This is a genomic window from Enterobacter sp. ECC-175, from assembly GCF_043968675.1.
GTDB lineage: Bacteria > Pseudomonadota > Gammaproteobacteria > Enterobacterales > Enterobacteriaceae > Enterobacter.
Window position 1 is genome coordinate 2,523,817 of record NZ_CP143776.1, and the last position, 16,806, is coordinate 2,540,622.

General features: G+C 56.2%; 18 protein-coding genes. 9 read left to right on the forward strand and 9 right to left on the reverse strand.

The window, feature by feature from the left end:
- Nucleotides 1-23: 23 nt before the first annotated feature.
- Genes V1599_RS11975 through eptA form a run of 3 tightly spaced genes read right to left on the reverse strand, consistent with a single transcriptional unit; the run spans nucleotide 24 to nucleotide 3,440 of the window.
- Complete coding sequence (locus V1599_RS11975) at nucleotides 24-1,121, reverse strand: alkene reductase (RefSeq protein ID WP_112009521.1); 1,098 nt, start codon at nucleotides 1,119-1,121, stop codon at nucleotides 24-26.
- 53 nt (nucleotides 1,122-1,174) lie between these two features.
- Nucleotides 1,175-1,774, reverse strand: coding sequence for a TetR/AcrR family transcriptional regulator (locus V1599_RS11980; RefSeq protein ID WP_112009522.1), 600 nt, complete (start codon nucleotides 1,772-1,774; stop codon nucleotides 1,175-1,177).
- Between the two features lie 40 nt (nucleotides 1,775-1,814).
- Entirely contained in the window at nucleotides 1,815-3,440 is a 1,626-nt protein-coding gene (eptA, locus tag V1599_RS11985) for a phosphoethanolamine transferase EptA (protein WP_395300093.1), read from the reverse strand.
- 151 nt (nucleotides 3,441-3,591) lie between these two features.
- Here eptA and V1599_RS11990 point away from each other — a divergent pair, with 151 nt between their 5' ends.
- The 3 genes from V1599_RS11990 to sodC all read left to right on the forward strand — a co-directional run bounded on the left by V1599_RS11990 (nucleotide 3,592) and on the right by sodC (nucleotide 5,375).
- The gene (locus V1599_RS11990) at nucleotides 3,592-3,831 is read left to right on the forward strand and encodes a DUF1289 domain-containing protein (RefSeq protein WP_112009524.1); all 240 of its coding nucleotides are present in this window, start codon (nucleotides 3,592-3,594) and stop codon (nucleotides 3,829-3,831) included.
- 48 nt (nucleotides 3,832-3,879) lie between these two features.
- Complete coding sequence (locus tag V1599_RS11995) at nucleotides 3,880-4,776, forward strand: aldo/keto reductase family oxidoreductase (RefSeq protein WP_297117548.1); 897 nt, start codon at nucleotides 3,880-3,882, stop codon at nucleotides 4,774-4,776.
- Nucleotides 4,777-4,856: 80 nt separating this feature from the next.
- On the forward strand, nucleotides 4,857-5,375 hold the full coding sequence (sodC, locus tag V1599_RS12000; RefSeq protein ID WP_297117545.1) for a superoxide dismutase [Cu-Zn] SodC: 519 nt from the start codon (nucleotides 4,857-4,859) through the stop codon (nucleotides 5,373-5,375).
- Here sodC and V1599_RS12005 read toward each other — a convergent pair.
- The 3 genes from V1599_RS12005 to V1599_RS12015 are packed head-to-tail and all read right to left on the reverse strand — an operon-like array spanning nucleotide 5,354 to nucleotide 8,486.
- Complete coding sequence (locus tag V1599_RS12005) at nucleotides 5,354-7,387, reverse strand: FUSC family protein (protein WP_395300094.1); 2,034 nt, start codon at nucleotides 7,385-7,387, stop codon at nucleotides 5,354-5,356. The two genes, sodC and V1599_RS12005, sit on opposite strands and share 22 nt — an antisense overlap.
- On the reverse strand, nucleotides 7,387-8,247 hold the full coding sequence (locus tag V1599_RS12010; RefSeq protein ID WP_395301576.1) for an efflux RND transporter periplasmic adaptor subunit: 861 nt from the start codon (nucleotides 8,245-8,247) through the stop codon (nucleotides 7,387-7,389). Before V1599_RS12010 ends, V1599_RS12005 begins: the two co-directional genes overlap by 1 nt.
- Before the next feature lie 2 nt (nucleotides 8,248-8,249).
- Entirely contained in the window at nucleotides 8,250-8,486 is a 237-nt protein-coding gene (locus V1599_RS12015; RefSeq protein ID WP_112009529.1) for a DUF1656 domain-containing protein, read from the reverse strand.
- Between the two features lie 178 nt (nucleotides 8,487-8,664).
- Between V1599_RS12015 and slyA the strand changes: the two genes are divergently transcribed.
- Complete coding sequence (slyA, locus tag V1599_RS12020; RefSeq protein WP_112009530.1) at nucleotides 8,665-9,105, forward strand: transcriptional regulator SlyA; 441 nt, start codon at nucleotides 8,665-8,667, stop codon at nucleotides 9,103-9,105.
- A gap of 38 nt (nucleotides 9,106-9,143) precedes the next feature.
- Here the strand turns inward: slyA and V1599_RS12025 are convergent, their stop codons facing one another.
- Together V1599_RS12025 and slyB are read right to left on the reverse strand one after the other, a co-directional pair.
- The gene (locus V1599_RS12025; protein ID WP_112009531.1) at nucleotides 9,144-10,505 is read right to left on the reverse strand and encodes a GGDEF domain-containing protein; all 1,362 of its coding nucleotides are present in this window, start codon (nucleotides 10,503-10,505) and stop codon (nucleotides 9,144-9,146) included.
- Between the two features lie 219 nt (nucleotides 10,506-10,724).
- Nucleotides 10,725-11,192, reverse strand: coding sequence for an outer membrane lipoprotein SlyB (gene slyB / locus V1599_RS12030; protein WP_112009532.1), 468 nt, complete (start codon nucleotides 11,190-11,192; stop codon nucleotides 10,725-10,727).
- Nucleotides 11,193-11,447: 255 nt separating this feature from the next.
- On the opposite strand from slyB, the gene anmK reads away from it, so the two are divergent.
- From anmK to pdxY, 5 genes are all read left to right on the forward strand, one after another.
- Complete coding sequence (gene anmK / locus V1599_RS12035) at nucleotides 11,448-12,572, forward strand: anhydro-N-acetylmuramic acid kinase (protein WP_112009533.1); 1,125 nt, start codon at nucleotides 11,448-11,450, stop codon at nucleotides 12,570-12,572.
- A gap of 94 nt (nucleotides 12,573-12,666) precedes the next feature.
- Nucleotides 12,667-12,990, forward strand: a complete 324-nt coding sequence (gene mliC, locus V1599_RS12040; protein ID WP_112009534.1) for a C-type lysozyme inhibitor — start codon at nucleotides 12,667-12,669, stop codon at nucleotides 12,988-12,990.
- 57 nt (nucleotides 12,991-13,047) lie between these two features.
- Nucleotides 13,048-13,704 carry a pyridoxamine 5'-phosphate oxidase gene (gene pdxH / locus V1599_RS12045; RefSeq protein ID WP_112009614.1) on the forward strand — a complete coding sequence of 219 codons (657 nt, stop codon included), beginning with the start codon at nucleotides 13,048-13,050 and terminating at the stop codon, nucleotides 13,702-13,704.
- A gap of 125 nt (nucleotides 13,705-13,829) precedes the next feature.
- Nucleotides 13,830-15,104, forward strand: a complete 1,275-nt coding sequence (gene tyrS, locus V1599_RS12050) for a tyrosine--tRNA ligase (RefSeq protein ID WP_371187094.1) — start codon at nucleotides 13,830-13,832, stop codon at nucleotides 15,102-15,104.
- 66 nt (nucleotides 15,105-15,170) lie between these two features.
- The gene (pdxY, locus tag V1599_RS12055; RefSeq protein WP_395300095.1) at nucleotides 15,171-16,031 is read left to right on the forward strand and encodes a pyridoxal kinase PdxY; all 861 of its coding nucleotides are present in this window, start codon (nucleotides 15,171-15,173) and stop codon (nucleotides 16,029-16,031) included.
- A gap of 86 nt (nucleotides 16,032-16,117) precedes the next feature.
- Here pdxY and gstA read toward each other — a convergent pair whose 3' ends face one another.
- Nucleotides 16,118-16,723 (reverse strand): glutathione transferase GstA, encoded by a 606-nt coding sequence (gene gstA / locus V1599_RS12060; protein ID WP_395300096.1) that lies wholly within the window; start codon nucleotides 16,721-16,723, stop codon nucleotides 16,118-16,120.
- Nucleotides 16,724-16,806 lie beyond the last annotated feature (83 nt).

The following is a 16,806-nucleotide window of genomic DNA, read 5'->3' on the forward strand; positions in this document are numbered from 1 at the left end:
GCTATCAATCACTATGGCAGGGATTACAGAGAAGGGTAGTCGGTATAACCTTCCGCGCCGCCGCCGTAGAAGCTTTCCGGACGCTGTGGGTTCAGCTCTGCTTTTTTCTGCAGGCGCGCAACCAGATCCGGGTTAGCAATGTAGTCTCGGCCGAACGCCACGGCGTCGATGAGACCTTTACCAATCAGGTCTTCCGCTTTCTCTGGCGTATAAGCGCCGGCACCGATGATCACGCCGTGGAAGCGCTCGCGCACTTTCTGGCGGAAGCTTTCCGTGTAAGGCTGGCCGCCGGCCCAGTCCGGCTCGGACATGTGCAGGTAGGCGATGCCGCGTTTTGCCAGCTCTTCAATCAGGTACAGCGCATCGGCTTCTTCATTCGGGCCGTTATCCACGTTCTGGAAAGAGCCGATCGGAGAAACGCGGATGCCGATGCGGTCCGGGCTCCATTCCTGACAAACGGCATCCACCACTTCCAGCACCAGGCGGGCGCGGTTTTCAACGCTGCCGCCGTACTGGTCGGTACGATGGTTAGAAGACGGTGACAGGAACTGGTGCAGCAGGTAGCCGTGAGCGGAGTGCAGCTCAATCAGGTCAAAACCGGCTTCGCGCGCGTTTGCGACCGCCTGGCGGAAATCATTAACGATGCCGGGGATTTCGTTCAGCTCCAGCGCGCGAGGCATAGAGGTGTCAACGCGGATGGCGTTGCCGTTTTCATCGCGCAGGGAGGTGCGGGTATTCGCGCTCAGGGCAGAGGCGGAAACCGGGGCTTGACCGCCGGGCTGGATGCTGCTGTGTGAGATGCGGCCGGTGTGCCACAGCTGAACCGCAATACGGCCGTCTTCAGCATGCACGCCCGCGGTGATTTTTTTCCACGCGGCGATCTGTTCCGGGCTGTGCAGCCCCGGCGCGCCAGCGTAGCCTTTCGCCTGTGCGGAAATTTGCGTGGCTTCTGTGATAATCAGGCCCGAGCTTGCGCGCTGGCGATAATATTCACCCATCAGAGGCGTAGGGATGTCACCCGGCTCGATGCTGCGCAGGCGGGTAAGGGGAGCCATAAATACGCGGTTTGGCGCGGTAACGGCACCCACTTTCAGTGGGGTAAATAGTTTTTCAGCGGACATAAAGACTCCTGAGTAGACCAGTCGACTAGTAATGGATTAAATAAAAACGCCTGCTACACGCGAGGCGCTGTGATACTGCTTTTAACATGTGCCAGCGCGCTTTCCAGCGGCACGGCACTGCGAGAAATTTTGGCCTGCAGGTTTGCACCCAGCCAAAGGGAGTACAAAACCTGCGCCTGCGTCAGGGGATCACCCGTGAAGCTGAGCGTTTTCTCCTCGCGGCCTTTATCAAGCGCCTGCGCCAGAAGGGCAATCACGCCGCTGGCGCCTTTATCCATGGCAGTACGCATATCTTCAGAAAGATCGCAGACTTCGGCAGAAAGCTTCACCGTCAGGCAGCCGCTGATGATGCCCTGCTGACAGAACTGCGTCAGCGTCTCCTGATAGTAGTTCAGAACGCGATCGCGGAAGTTGCCTTCACCGCGGGCAAAGTGAACGGCCAGGCGCTGGTGGTAGCCAGCATAGTGCCGCTCCAGCATCGCCACGCCGAAGGCCTCTTTGGACCGAAAATAGTGATAGAACGACCCCTTTGGCACTTCAGCGGTTTTTAACAGCTCGCTCAGTCCCATACCGGTAAACCCGCGATGCATGCAGAGCCGCTCGCCGGTTTCCAGTAGATGTTCGCGCGTATCGTGTTCTGTATTTCTGCTCATGCCGTCACTCTAATAGACCATTCGGTCTAATTCAAGCCCGTTATGATCGACATTGCGCCAAAATATCCAGCTGCTGCTGATAAACGCTTGTTTTTATGTCCATCATTCCCAATACGGTGGAGAACAGATTATCCTGTGAAACCGCATTTTTTGCTGCACGGTCGCGCAGGCACTGCTCGTTGACGCCAAAGTTTTTCGTATAGTCCGGGGACAGCCAGAACATAAATGGAATATGCGTTTGCTGCTCCGGTGCCAGCAGATATGGCGTACCGTGAAGGTAGATACCGCTTTCCCCCAGCGATTCACCGTGATCTGACAGATAGACCAGCGCGGTATTCATGCTTCCCTGACGCGCCTTCAGCGCATCGATGGTTTGACTGACCATGCTGTCGGTGTACAGAATCGTGTTGTCATAGGTATTCATCAGCGCCTGGCGATCGCAATCCTGGATTTCGTTGGTATCGCAGGTCGGCGTGAACCGGCGGAAGTTCTCCGGGTAGCGGCGATAGTAGGCCGGGCCGTGGCTCCCCATCAGGTGAATGACCAGCACCGTATCCTGCTTAAGCCCGTCCAGCACGTTGTCCAGCCGATAGAAGTTCACGTCGTCAATGCACGATTTATCCTTACAGAACTGATCCAGGTTCCACTGGGTCATGTCCGTGTGCGGGATACGGTCACAGGCGCCTTTGCATCCGCCGTCGTTGTCGCGCCAGAGAAGATTCACGCCCGCGTGCTTAAGCACATCGAGCAGGCCTTCCTGGTGACGCGCAAGATCGGCATCGTAATGCTGACGCGTCATCCCGGAGAACATGCACGGAACGGAAACGGCCGTTTCGGTACCGCAGGAGGTTGCCTGCGGGAAGTTAATCACGTTCTGTTTTTTCAGCTGTGGATTTGTTTCGCGCCCATAGCCGTTCAGCGAATAGTTCGCCGCGCGGGATGCTTCCCCCACCATCAGCACCAGCACGGTTTTCTTCTGCTGGCCCGCAATCAGCGGGCCTTTATGGGCGTCTTCCCCAAGGCGCACCAGCGTTTGGTCGCCGGCAAACCAGCGCGTTTTGCTGTATTTCATGAGGGCGCTGACGTAGTTCGCCGGGGTCACCATCTTGACGATGGCCTTGTTATTGCGAAACAGCGACGCGTAATCTTTATAGAATACGGAGGCAACAAGGATAATCACCAGCAGCGCGCCCAGCATCGCGGCAACGCGCGTCAGCAGCGCGTACCACCATTTACCGGTACGAATGCGCGTCAGCGCCAGCACTACAGAGGGCACCAGACCCGCAACCACAATCCACAGAATCATCTGCGGCGTGACCAGCGCGGTGGCTTCCTGCGAGTTGGTCTCAAAGACGTTAACCATCATGTTCTGATCGATAACCGCGCCGTAGGCGTACATAAACCAGGTCGCTGCGGCGCATCCCATCGTCAGCACAATCAGCAGCGGCTTGCGAATATACGGGATATTGAGCAGGCTAAAGACAACCACCCAGCCGCAGAACAGCACCAGCGGCACCGAGGCGGCGAAAAGGACGTCATGCAGCTGCGATGGCGCGATGATCGCCCAGCTGCGTTGAATGAAAAGCGCATTAAGCCCCGTAAAGAAAAGGGCGCAGACCAGAGTGAATTTCGTATCGTTACACTGTAACTTTTTAATAGACCACATTTTCAAAAAAAACCATTCTTTATAGTGATAGCATCAGTATAGGGAGGGAAGATTAGTGAAACCTTAATGCCATAATTCTGTGCTAATCCTCTTGCATGCTGGCCATTTAGCGTCTTCACTGTAGTTGAATATTGGCCTTTTGGAGGTATTTGTGGCAGAGCAGCTGGAATTTTTCCCCATCCAGAGCCCGTGCCGGGGTATTTGTCAGGTTGACGAGCGCGGTTACTGCCGCGGGTGCATGCGTACCCGCGAGGAGCGTTTTAACTGGCAAAACTTTAGCGACACGCAAAAGCAAGAGGTGATTCGCCTCTGCCGGCAGCGTCTGTTGCGTAAATTACGCGCAAACAAAGCCGATCAAACCGAAGAACCTCAGCAACCCTCACTGTTTTAATCCGCTAATTGCGTATACTCAGGGCATGACTTCCTTGAGGAAAATGTAATGGTTCAGCGTATTACCCTTGCCCCGCAGGGCCCGGAATTTTCACGTTTTGTCATGGGCTACTGGCGTTTAATGGACTGGAACATGTCCGCCCAACAGCTTGCCAGCTTTATTGAAGAACATCTTGACCTGGGCATTACGACGGTCGACCACGCCGATATTTATGGCGGCTATCAGTGCGAGGCGGCCTTCGGTGAAGCTCTCAGGCTAGCGCCTGCGCTTCGCGATCGTATGGAGATCGTGACGAAGTGTGGTATCGCTACGACGGCCAGGCCTGAAAACGCGCTGGGCCACTACATTACCGATCGCAACCATATTATTGAGAGCGCCGAACGGTCGCTGGCGAACCTGGCAACCGACCGTATCGATCTGCTGCTCATTCACCGCCCGGATCCGCTGATGGACGCGGATGAGGTTGCGCAGGCGTTTCTTGAGCTGCACCAGAGCGGCAAGGTCCGGCACTTCGGCGTGTCGAACTTTACGCCAGCCCAGTTTGCGCTTCTCCAGTCTCGTCTGCCGTTTACGCTGGCGACGAACCAGGTTGAAATCTCCCCTGTACATCAGCCGCTGCTGCTGGACGGCACGCTCGACCAGCTGCAGCAGCTGCGCATTCGCCCGATGGCCTGGTCGTGCCTCGGCGGCGGCCGGCTGTTCAATGACGATGAGTTCCAGCCGCTGCGCGATGAGTTAGAGGCCGTCGCGCGCGAGCTGAATGCCGAAAGCATCGAGCAGGTGGTTTATGCCTGGATCCTTCGCCTGCCGTCAAAACCGCTGCCTATCATTGGCTCCGGCAAAATTGAGCGCGTCCGCTCCGCGCTGGCTGCGGAAGCGCTGCAGATGACCCGCCAGCAGTGGTTCCGCATCCGCAAGGCTGCGCTGGGCTACGACGTGCCGTAATCTAAAAAAGGGTGACTTTCCGGTGAGTTCTTCGGCCCTGGTATACACTTAAGAGGCTAAAAAATAACCCGGGAGGTCACATGAAGCGTTTTGTTCTGTCTGTAGTTGCATTGGCTTTTTGCGCAGGGGCGCAGGCGGCCAGTGATGAAGTAGAAATGAATCTCGTCACGTCTCAGGGAATCGGCCAGTCTATCGGGACGGTAACCATCACCGAAACCGATAAAGGGCTGGAATTTTCGCCCAATCTCAAAGCACTTCCTCCCGGCGAGCATGGCTTTCACGTTCACGCCAAAGGCAGCTGTCAGCCCGCAATGAAGGAGGGCAAAGCCTCTGCGGCGGAAGCGGCGGGCGGCCACCTCGATCCGCAAAAATCGGGCAAGCATGAAGGGCCGGAAGGCATGGGGCATCTTGGGGATCTGCCCGTGCTGGTGGTCAATAACGATGGCAAGGCCACGGATGCGGTTGTTGCTCCGCGGCTGAAAAAGCTGGATGAGGTTAAAGGCAAAGCGCTGATGATCCACGTCGGCGGGGACAATATGTCCGACAGCCCTAAACCGCTCGGGGGCGGCGGGGCGCGCTACGCCTGCGGGGTGATCTGATCCCCAATCGTTCCCGGTGGCGGAGCCTGTTCCAGCTGCGACAGCGAGCAGTGCAACCGCCAGACGATTGACGCTAAATCGCGCGCGGCCGGAAGGTGATGGCGCGCGAGGCTATCGCAAATTCGCTGCAGTTCGGCAAGCGTCGCGCTGAGCGGGCGCTGCTGAACGCCGCGCTCGCTCATCACGTCTCTCAGCAATGCAATGCAGATATCACGCACCTGCGAAAGCGGGTCTGAGCGCGTTTCCCAGGCGCGCAGCTGCCACACCACGTGCGAGCAGTTAAGCAGCACTACGCCCCAGCGCAGCAGCCAGCGGCGGGACAGGGAGTCCTGACTGGTGTTGAGCTGGCTTACGTGATGATAAACCAGCGACTCATATTCGTTTTCGCTCAGGTGGGGCTTACGGCTGAGCTGATCGACAAAGCCCCGGCGCAGTTCGCGAATATGGCGTCGGCTCTTGCGGGCGTCCGAGCCCGGGCGCAGGACCGCAAACGCCAGCCACGCCAGCCCGACGCCGAGGATCTTCGCCAGGTTGTCGTTGAGGAAATCAGCGTAATCATAAACCGGCGGGTTGGTGACGGAGATGAACGAGCCCATAAAGACGATCAGCTGCCCCCAAAGCCCCGCCAGCTTTGGCATTTGCAGCTTCAGCAGCTGCATAGTGGTTAACAGCGGGAAGAGAAACAGCAGGAATTGCCACAGGTCGCTAATCTGCACCATCAGTCCGAACTTCACCACGAAGCTGAACAGCGAGAGCAGCACCAGCGTGCGCAGCAGCAGCGTCAGGGAGTTGAACGGCGACGCGGCGACGGAGTAGAGCACGCAGCTGATGGCCGCCAGGGTCAGCGCGGCGCTTCCGGCGTCCCACTGGGTGGTAATCGCCCACGCGCCCACGAGCGTGAGCGCGCAAAAGGTGCGAAAGCCGCTCCACAACGCCTCCATGTAGTCCGTGTGCCTCGTTAGCGCAGGGCTGGCGGGTACCGCAAATTCCGTTATCGGCGTGGCGTTCTCAACGGCCTTTATCCAGCGGCTGCTGCGCAAATAGAGGCGGCAAAAATAGTTCAGGCGCTGCCAGAAAGCGCGATGGCGGTAGTCGTATTCGTCCGTAGGGGCGAGCGGGGCGATAATGCGCGCCACGGTGTAGATGTCCGCGTCGGGGCGCGCGAGCGCGGCCAGGAGCGCATCGATCGCCTCTCGGGTTTGCGCCGGAGGCGTTGGCCAACTGAGCAGCATGCGCCGCAGGCTGGAGATGGCGCTGGTCATGCGCAGCTGCTGGTGAAGCAGATAGTTAAGCAGCCGGTTCTGGCGACGGAAGCGGTAATGACTCCAGAAGGCCTGGATGCGCAGAAGGTTCATGGTCAGGATCTGGGCGATGACTTTCTCATGCGCAATGCGGATGTCGTCATTGGTATCCGGCTGCCAGAGAAGGCTGGCGTGCTCAAGCAGGCGGGTATGCATCGTTTTGAGGGCCGTGATGAGCGCCGTGCCATCGGACGTGCTGGGCAGAACCATCATCATCACGCCGCCGCTCAGGATACCGACGATCACCTCACAAACGCGGGCCTGCGCAATGTCCCACAGTTCCGTCGTGTCCAGCACGTTGACCACCGGAAAGGCGATGATCGCGGCGGTGTAGCCCGCCAGCTGAAAGGCGTAGGCGACGTTATTGGTAAAATGGGCGCAGGCCCAGGTGCAGAACCCCAGCCAGGCCGCCATGCTCAATAAGAATAGCCACGGATCGTTGAGGGTATGTCCCGCAATAATCAGCGCCGCCGTAGCTCCCAGCAGGCTACCGGCGACGCGCCCCAGGCTTTTACTGATCACGCCGCCGACGGTGGGGAAGCTCACGACCGCCGCAGAGGTCATTGCCCAGTAGGGCTGATCCAGGTTGAGGTAGTAGGCGACGGTCAGCGCAAGGCACATCGCAATGCCGTTACGCAGCGCATAGCGCCACTGGGGGCGCGTCGCTTTAAGCCACGGCGTATTGCGCCAGGAAAAGGCCTGTAGGTTCATCAAGGCGTACCGATGGAAACGGTACAGGTTGTCCCGGAGACCAGCGTAATGGCCTCCGGCAGCTTGTCAAATTCGACCCGCACCGGGATGCGCTGCGCCAGACGCACCCACGGCACGTTCGGTTTGATGTCGGGGACGAGGCCTGAATCCGTTTCAACGCTCTGGTCGTAAATAGCGCGACCAATACTGGAAACGTGACCCTGTAACGTTTGCGAGCCGCTATAGAGCGTAATGGTGGCAGGGGCGCCTTGCTGTATGTGGCGCAGCTTGGTCTCTTCGAAATAGCCCACCACGTGGAAAGAGTGGCTGTCCACCAGCGCGAAGACCGGCTGCCCCGTGGTCGCATAGTTGCCCACGCGCGTTGAAAGGTTTGTTACCCAGCCGTCAACCGGGGCCTTCACCACCGTTTGCGTCAGCTGCCACTCGGCCTGCTTGAGCGTGGCTTCTGCCACGTTGACGCTGGCCTGCATCGCCTTCACGTTAATGTTTGCGGTGTCTAAATCTTCTGCGGAAATGTAGTTTTGCGATAAATGACGGCGGCGGTTGGCCTCGTTATTGGCTTTCGCCAGATCGGACTGGGCCTTAGCGAGCTGGGCCTGCGCGTTGAGAACCGCGATATGGAAAGGCGTTTCGTCGATACGAAACAGGACCTCCCCCTGCTTAACAAACTGGTTATCCTTCACCAGAAGCGAGGTGATACTGCCTGATACCTGAGGCGTTATGCTGACCTGCTCCGCGCGAATTTTGCCGTCGCGCGTCCAGGGAGACTGCATATAATAATTCCACAGCCACCAGCCCGCGATCAGCGCCAGAGCAAGTACCAACAGGGTGGAAAAATATTTCAACGTTTTCATAGATATATTCACCAGACAATCAATACGGCAAGGCCCAGACACACGGACAGCGCAAACAGGGAGAGATCCATCAGCATGGGATGCCAGATATCGCCGGAATACATCCAATCGCGCAATACGCGATGCGCAACGAGCCAGATCAAAAAGCCCAGCAGAACGGCCTTAAACAGCGGGGGAAAATAGACTGAAGCACCGACGATCAGGTCCTGAAGGGGAAGCCCCGTCGAGCTGTAAGAAAACGTCACGAGCAGTGATCCTTTGCTATGGGTAGAATGTTTTTTCTTAACACACCGAGGCGTCAGCTTTCAGTGTAAGTCATACTTTGTGCGTCGACGAATGCAGTATTGCATTTGTTTTGGCAATACAAATGCTGCACACTATTCTAAAATCAGTATAATAACTTAGCAAGCTAATTATAAGGAGATGAAATTGGAATCGCCATTAGGTTCTGATCTGGCAAGGTTGGTACGCATCTGGCGTGCTCTGATTGACCATCGCCTGAAACCTCTGGAGCTCACGCAGACGCATTGGGTCACGCTGCACAACATTCACCAGCTGCCGCCCGAGCAGTCGCAGATTCAGCTGGCAAAAGCGATAGGCATCGAGCAGCCTTCGCTGGTGCGTACGCTCGACCAGCTTGAGGAGAAAGGGCTCATCTCCCGGCAAACCTGCGCCAGCGATCGTCGCGCCAAGCGGATTAAGCTTACGGAAAAAGCGGAACCGATCATCACCGAAATGGAAACGGTGATCAGCAAGACGCGAGGGGAGATCCTTGCGGGAATTTCTCCTGCTGAACTTGAGATGCTCATCGGGCTTATCGCGCGTCTTGAGCAAAATATTCACGAACTGCAGGCTCGTGACTAGCAGTATTGAAAAAGGCCTTGCACCCGCAAGGCCTTTTGTTAGTGAAAGACCACGACCCGGTTTCGCCCCGTTTCTTTGGCCTCATACATTGCTTTGTCCGCACACTCCACGCACCCTTCAGGTGACATCGCGCCTGACTCTGCGGTGAACACCCCCATACTGATGGTGATCGTCTCCGGCAGTTGACCGCCGCTGCTGGCCTTGTCAAAGCTGCTCAGATGCAGGCGGATACGCTCAGCCACCTGCCTCGCCGCGTCGGACGGCGTGTTAGCCAGCATCAGTACAAACTCCTCGCCGCCGATGCGCGCAGCAATGTCATGCGGGCGCACGGAGTCCATTAACAGATTGGCGACAAACATTAATACCTTGTCGCCCTGCAAATGTCCGTAGCAATCGTTAATGCGCTTGAAACGATCCAGGTCGCTCACAATTACGGAGACAGGATGGTTAGCGTTTGCCTTCGTCAGCGCCTGGGTTAACGATTCATAAAAATAGCTGCGGTTATAGAGCCGCGTGAGCGGATCGCGAATAGAGTTCTGGTATGACTGTTGATATTTTAACGTAGATGCGCGATAGAGATTGAATACATCATAGAGCAGCACAAAAATAATCAATAACGTTGCCACGGTTTCAAATAAACGGGCGCGATACCAGGAAAAATCTTCTGCGTGCCCGCCAAATAACAGCATGGTCAACGTCACGATATAACAGACGCATAAAAAATTACCGGCGTGCCAGAACAGATCGCGCACGCGCGTAATAATCATCAGGGCTAACAGGGTGCCCGTCCAGAGGATAATTAATATGATATTAATGACCTGACTCCAGAGCGTCATAAACTGCAGCGTTTCATTGTCGATCAGGTCAACCCTGAATAAGGGAGATTTGCTGGAGTACAGCCAGGCCAGCGTCACTATGCTGGCGGTAAACAGTACCACGCCCGAGACAACGGCGACATGGAACATCTTTGAGAGCGGACGATGGCGCAGCGTGTAGAGTACGGATGACGCCGTGAACAGGACGGACATCAGGAGGTGGCGGAACGAGAAAAAAACCATTGCGTCGTTGTAGTTAATCGCGTCACGCTTGTAGTAATGCAGCCAGGCCGGGAAGCTGGAAAGTGTTCCCACCATCAGCAATGCCGAACCGACGAATGCAAATGCAATGGCGATCAGATAAAGACGTCTTCTGTCGCATCCGTATCTCATTACCATAAAACAGGCAATAAACAGATGAAATACCAGTAAAAAAATCGTCAGCGTTGGGAAAAGTAATGGTGAAAATGAAGGTACCCACTCGGCGAGTTTTAAATACAAGGCGTTCAAAATACCAATAACCAGTATGCAGCCCATGCAGAAGCAAACATAGCGGTTCTTAATATAGCGATTAATCAATATCATAGGTGTTTTGTAACAAAATAAATTTAATTCATCATTTTTGACGTTGTGCGAAGTTTACCAATTTAAAAACGGGATGTTTTGCGCAGAAACAATATATAGGGCTTATGCCGGAAGTATTATGGGCTTAGATATAAATGGTGTGAATGTATTTGGCGGGATTATATATTTGAATGATGAATACAATAAAAGGTGTAGCCAAAAGACTACACCTTTTAAACATTAACGCGGAGAAACGGTAACCTGGCTACCGTTGCTGGCAAGCACGACGCGCTGACCGGCGGAGAAGCGGGTGTTGCCCTGTTTCTGCACAACCATAATGGTGCTGCCGTCGTCCTTACGGATTTCCAGCTCTACGCCCTGAGTTTTGTTCATTGCACCCTGAACGCCCTGACCGGCTACGCCACCAGCAACCGCGCCAGCCGCGGTAGCCAGCGAACGGCCCGTGCCGCCCCCGATAGTGTTCCCCAGGAAGCCACCCAGCACTGCACCGCCAATAGCGCCAACGACGTTGCTATCATCACCACCCTGGATTTGAACAGGACGTGCATTAACAATCGTACCGTAAGTAACGTTCTGAACCTGTTTAGCTTCAGACGCGCTGTATACGTCGCCAGAAAGAGAGCTGTCATTAACGCAGCCCGCCAGTGTTAAACCAATCAGTGAAACGCCCAGTACACGTAAAATCATTTGAATCTCCTGTTCACCAAAAAGGCCCGCGTCGGGCATCCGTCATGGCTAAATTATATGGCATAAAAAGCCATCATTCCCATCTTTGCACTACCAATAGGAAAATTGTACTTGAATTTCACTTAACGGCGCATCAACAAATGCGCCTCTGTGGTACATCCCTGAGATTGTTAAAAATTATTATTGGCGCATAGCAAAGCACCGCTGTTTATGGTGGAGTGTCTATCCTTAGCCCACATAACGTAAGGAAAGCGCATGAAATCGGGTCGCTATATCGGTGTGATGTCAGGCACCAGCCTTGATGGCGTTGATGTTGTTCTGGCCGCAATTGATGAAACCATGGTGGCACAGCAGGCGAGCCTGACCTGGCCGATCCCCGTCTCGCTGAAAGAAGATATTTTGAATATCTGTCAGGGGCAGCAGTTAACGCTTTCGCAGCTTGGGCAGCTGGACGTGCGGTTGGGCGCATTGTTCGCCGATGCGGTACAGGCGCTGATGGACCGGGAAAAGCTGAAGCCGCAGGATATCGTGGCGATTGGATGCCACGGTCAAACGGTCTGGCATGAGCCGACCGGTGAAGCCCCGCATACGATGCAAATTGGCGATAATAATCAGATTGTGGCGAAGACGGGCGTGACGGTGGTAGGCGATTTTCGTCGTCGCGACATTGCGCTTGGCGGGCAGGGCGCGCCGCTGGTGCCCGCGTTTCATCAGGCGCTGCTGGCACACCCGACGGAGCGTCGCATGGTGCTTAATATCGGCGGGATTGCGAACCTGTCCATGCTCATCCCAGGACAGCCGGTGCGCGGCTACGATACCGGGCCGGGCAATATGCTGATGGACGCGTGGATCTGGCGTCAGTGCGGTAAGCCCTACGATAAGGATGCACGCTGGGCCAGCGAAGGAAAAGTCATTCTGCCGCTGCTTCAGTCCATGCTGAGCGATCCTTATTTCGCGGAGCCCGCACCGAAAAGCACCGGGCGCGAGTACTTCAACTACGCCTGGCTTGAGCGCCAGCTGCAGCCGTTCCCGGCCCTGGCGGCACGGGACGTTCAGGCTACTTTGGCGGAGTTAACGGCCGTGTCCATTTCAGAGCAGGTGCTGCTGAGCGGCGGGTGCGAGCGTCTGCTGGTCTGCGGCGGGGGTAGTCGAAACCCGCTGGTGATGGCGCGTCTGGCAGCGCTGCTGCCGGGGACTGAAGTCACCATCACGGATGAAGCCGGGATCAGCGGTGACGATATGGAAGCGTTGGCCTTTGCCTGGCTCGCCTGGCGGACCGTTGCGGGATTACCGGGCAATTTGCCCTCGGTGACCGGCGCGCGTGAGGCAAGCGTTCTTGGAGCAATATTCCCGGCGAACCCGCGACATAATCAGAGTTAACTGACATTCAGCCTAATGCGAAGTCGTTACTATGGAAGAGAAACGGGAGGGCAGCCATGTCCTCCAGGACCAGGAAAGTCTTTGGAACACGCCCATGAAAAAATATCTTCTTATCGCACTCCCTTTATTGCTGTCCGGGTGCAGCGCCTACAATCAGCTCGTTGAGCGCATGCAGACCGATACGCTGGAGTATCGCTGCGATGAAAAACCGTTGACCGTTAAGATCAATAACCCGCGCCAGGAAGCGAGCTTCGTATACGACAATAAATTGCTCACCCTGAAGCAGGGCATGTCGGCCTCCGGCGCGCGCTACACGGACGGGATCTACGTCTTTTGGTCGAAAGGTGACGAAGCCACGGTGTATAAACGCGACAACATCGTGCTGAACAATTGCCATCTCGAAAATCCGAAGCGTTGAGATTTTCACAGGGGCGGCGCACAATAGCGCCACCCAATGTCTATTTCAGCTAACGCCATGTCAGATAACGACGAACTGCAGCAAATTGCGCACCTGCGCCGTGAATACACCAAGGGCGGTCTGCGCCGCCAGGATCTTCCCGCCGAACCGCTGGTGCTTTTTGAACGCTGGCTGAAACAGGCCTGCGAAGCGAAGCTTGCCGATCCTACGGCGATGGTTGTCGCGACGGTTGATGAAAACGGCCAGCCCTATCAGCGCATCGTGCTGCTCAAGCATTATGATGAAAAAGGGCTGGTGTTCTACACCAACCTCGGCAGCCGCAAGGCCCACCACCTGGAAAATAACCCGCGCATTAGCCTGCTTTTCCCGTGGCATATGCTGGAACGCCAGGTGATGGTGACAGGCAAGGCAGAACGGCTCTCCACGCTGGAAGTGGTTAAATATTTCCACAGCCGTCCGCGCGACAGCCAGATTGGCGCCTGGGTTTCAAAACAGTCCAGCCGAATTTCCGCTCGCGGCGTGCTCGAAAGTAAATTCCTTGAGCTCAAGCAGAAGTTCCAACAAGGGGAGGTGCCGCTGCCGAGCTTCTGGGGCGGATTCCGCATTCCCATTGAGCAGATGGAGTTCTGGCAGGGAGGCGAGCATCGCCTTCATGACCGCTTTTTATACCAGCGCGAGGACGGCGGCTGGAAAATCGACAGACTGGCACCCTAATCCCCGAAATTTGTTGTGTTAAGCGCTAGCGCTACGTGCGCCAGCGCTTTATTCTATGTTCCTTTCGCACCAGGCGAAAAGTCGTGTACCGGCAAAGGTGCAGTCGTTTATACATGGAGAATTTGATGGCAAGCAGTAACTTGATTAAACAATTGCAAGAGCGGGGCCTCGTGGCCCAGGTGACGGACGAAGAAGCGTTAGCAGAGCGACTGGCGCAAGGCCCGATCGCGCTCTATTGCGGCTTCGATCCCACCGCTGACAGCTTGCACTTGGGGCATCTTGTTCCATTGTTGTGCCTGAAACGCTTCCAGCAGGCGGGCCATAAGCCTGTCGCACTGGTCGGCGGCGCTACCGGTCTGATTGGTGATCCAAGCTTCAAAGCCGCCGAGCGTAAACTGAACACCGAGGACACCGTGCAGGAGTGGGTGGATAAGATCCGCAAACAGGTTGCGCCTTTCCTCGACTTCAACTGCGGCGATAACGCTGCCATTGCCGCGAACAACTACGACTGGTTTGGCGGCATGAACGTGCTGACCTTCCTGCGCGACATCGGCAAGCACTTCTCCGTTAACCAGATGATTAACAAAGAAGCCGTGAAGCAGCGCCTGAACCGCGACGACCAGGGGATCTCCTTTACCGAGTTCTCCTATAACCTGCTGCAGGGCTATGACTTTGCCTGCCTGAACAAGCTGCACGGCGTTTCCCTGCAGATTGGCGGTTCTGACCAGTGGGGCAACATCACCTCCGGTATCGATCTGACCCGTCGCCTGCACCAGAACCAGGTCTTTGGCCTGACCGTTCCGCTGATCACCAAAGCGGACGGTACCAAGTTTGGTAAAACTGAAGGCGGCGCGGTTTGGCTCGATCCGAAGAAAACCAGCCCGTACAAATTCTACCAGTTCTGGATCAACACCGCGGACGCCGACGTTTACCGCTTCCTGAAGTTCTTCACCTTCATGGACATTGAAGCCATCAATGCCCTGGAAGAAGAAGACAAAAACAGCGGTAAAGCGCCTCGTGCTCAGTACGTGCTGGCAGACGAAGTGACCAAACTGGTTCACGGCGAAGAAGGCCTGGCGGCAGCAAAGCGCATTACCGCAAGCCTGTTTAACGGCACGCTGAGCGACCTGAGCGAAGAAGATTTCGAGCAGCTGGCGCAGGACGGCGTGCCGATGGTCGAGATGGAAAAAGGTGCCGACCTGATGCAGGCGCTGGTGGACTCCGAACTCCAGCCTTCCCGCGGCCAGGCGCGTAAAACCATCGCTTCGAACGCGATCACCATTAACGGTGAAAAGCAGGCCGACCCGGAATATACCTTCGTCGACGGCGATCGCCTGTATGGCCGCTACACGCTGCTGCGTCGCGGTAAGAAAAACTACTGTCTGGTTTGCTGGAAGTAAGTCAACGTAGCCAGGGGCGTGGGAAACCACGCCCCTTTTGTATTTTCAGGGTGTGGTAAGCAAAAAATGAAGAATATTCTCGCCATCCAGTCCCATGTTGTTTTTGGGCATGCTGGCAATAGCGCAGCGGAATTTCCCATGCGCCGCCTCGGTGCCAACGTCTGGCCCCTCAATACGGTACAGTTCTCTAACCATACGCAATACGGAAAATGGACCGGCTGCGTTATGCCGCCATCTCATCTCACGGAGATTGTGCAGGGCATTGCGGATATCGATCAGCTCAAGCGCTGCGACGCGGTGCTGAGCGGCTACCTCGGCTCGGCGGAGCAGGGTAAACATATCCTGGGCATCGTTCGTCAGGTGAAAGCGGCAAATCCTGCGGCAAAGTATTTTTGTGACCCGGTGATGGGCCACCCGGAGAAGGGCTGCATCGTGGCGCCCGGCGTGGCGGAGTTCCACGTTCGTCATGCGCTTCCTGCGAGCGATATTATCGCCCCGAACCTGATTGAGCTCGAAATTCTCTGTGAGCACCCGGTCAACAGCGTAGAGGAGGCCGTAAGCGCCTCTCGCGAGCTTATCGCGCAGGGGCCCGAAATTGTGCTGGTCAAGCACCTGGCGCGCGCAGGGCTGAGCCAGGACCGTTTTGAGATGCTGCTGGTGACCAAAAGCGAAGCGTGGCACATTAGCCGCCCGCTGGTTGATTTTGGCACCCGTCAGCCGGTTGGCGTGGGCGATGTCACCAGCGGCCTGCTGCTGGTCAAGCTGCTGCAGGGCGCAACCCTGCGCGACGCGCTTGAGCACGTGACTGCGGCAGTGTATGAAATTATGATTGCAACGAAAGACATGCAGGAATACGAACTGCAGGTGGTGGCGGCGCAGGATCGTATTGCGAAGCCGGAACACTACTTTAGCGCGACGCAGCGTTAACTCCCCCCCGGCGCTGCGCTTGCACGGGCCTACGAATGGGTAGGCCGGGTAAGCGTCAGCGCCACCCGGCTACTCAGGCCGCTCGGTTAGTTCAAACCTTCCGCCTTCAGCGCCGCAGCAACCGCAGGACGCGCCGCTACGCGCTCCATATAAGACGCGATATGGTTTAACCCTTCCAGATTCAGCTTAACCGCACGCGCCCAGCGCAGGACGGTAAACAAATACGCATCGGCGATGGTGAATCGCGCGCCGCAGATCCACTGGTCGTCCTTCAGCGCATCGTCAACGTACTTCAGCTTTTTCTCCAGCAGCGCGCGCACGGTGGGTTTGTACTCCTCCGGCGTGTCCGGGCGGAACAGCGGCGTAAAGCCTTTATGCAGTTCGGTTGCGATAAAGTTTAGCCACTCCAGCGTCTTATAGCGCGCTACGCTGCTGGTGGGCGCCAGCAGCTGGCGGTCAGGCACGGTGTCGGCCAGATATTGCATAATTGCCACGCCTTCGGTCAGAAGCGTACCGTCGTCCAGCAGCAGGGCGGGCACTTGTCCTTTCGGGTTAATGGCAAAAAAGTCATCGCCGTTTTCCAGGCGTTTTTTCATCAGATCAACGCCATCAAGCGTAAAATCTTTGCCGCTCTCGCGAAGGGTAATATGGGAAGCAAGAGAGCACGCGCCCGGTTTATAGAACAGTTTCATCGGTAACTCCTTTTTGCTGAGGTTCCAGCTATGTTAGTGCGCGTTCGAATAAAAAAAAAGCCGCTAATGCATTAGCGGCTTTC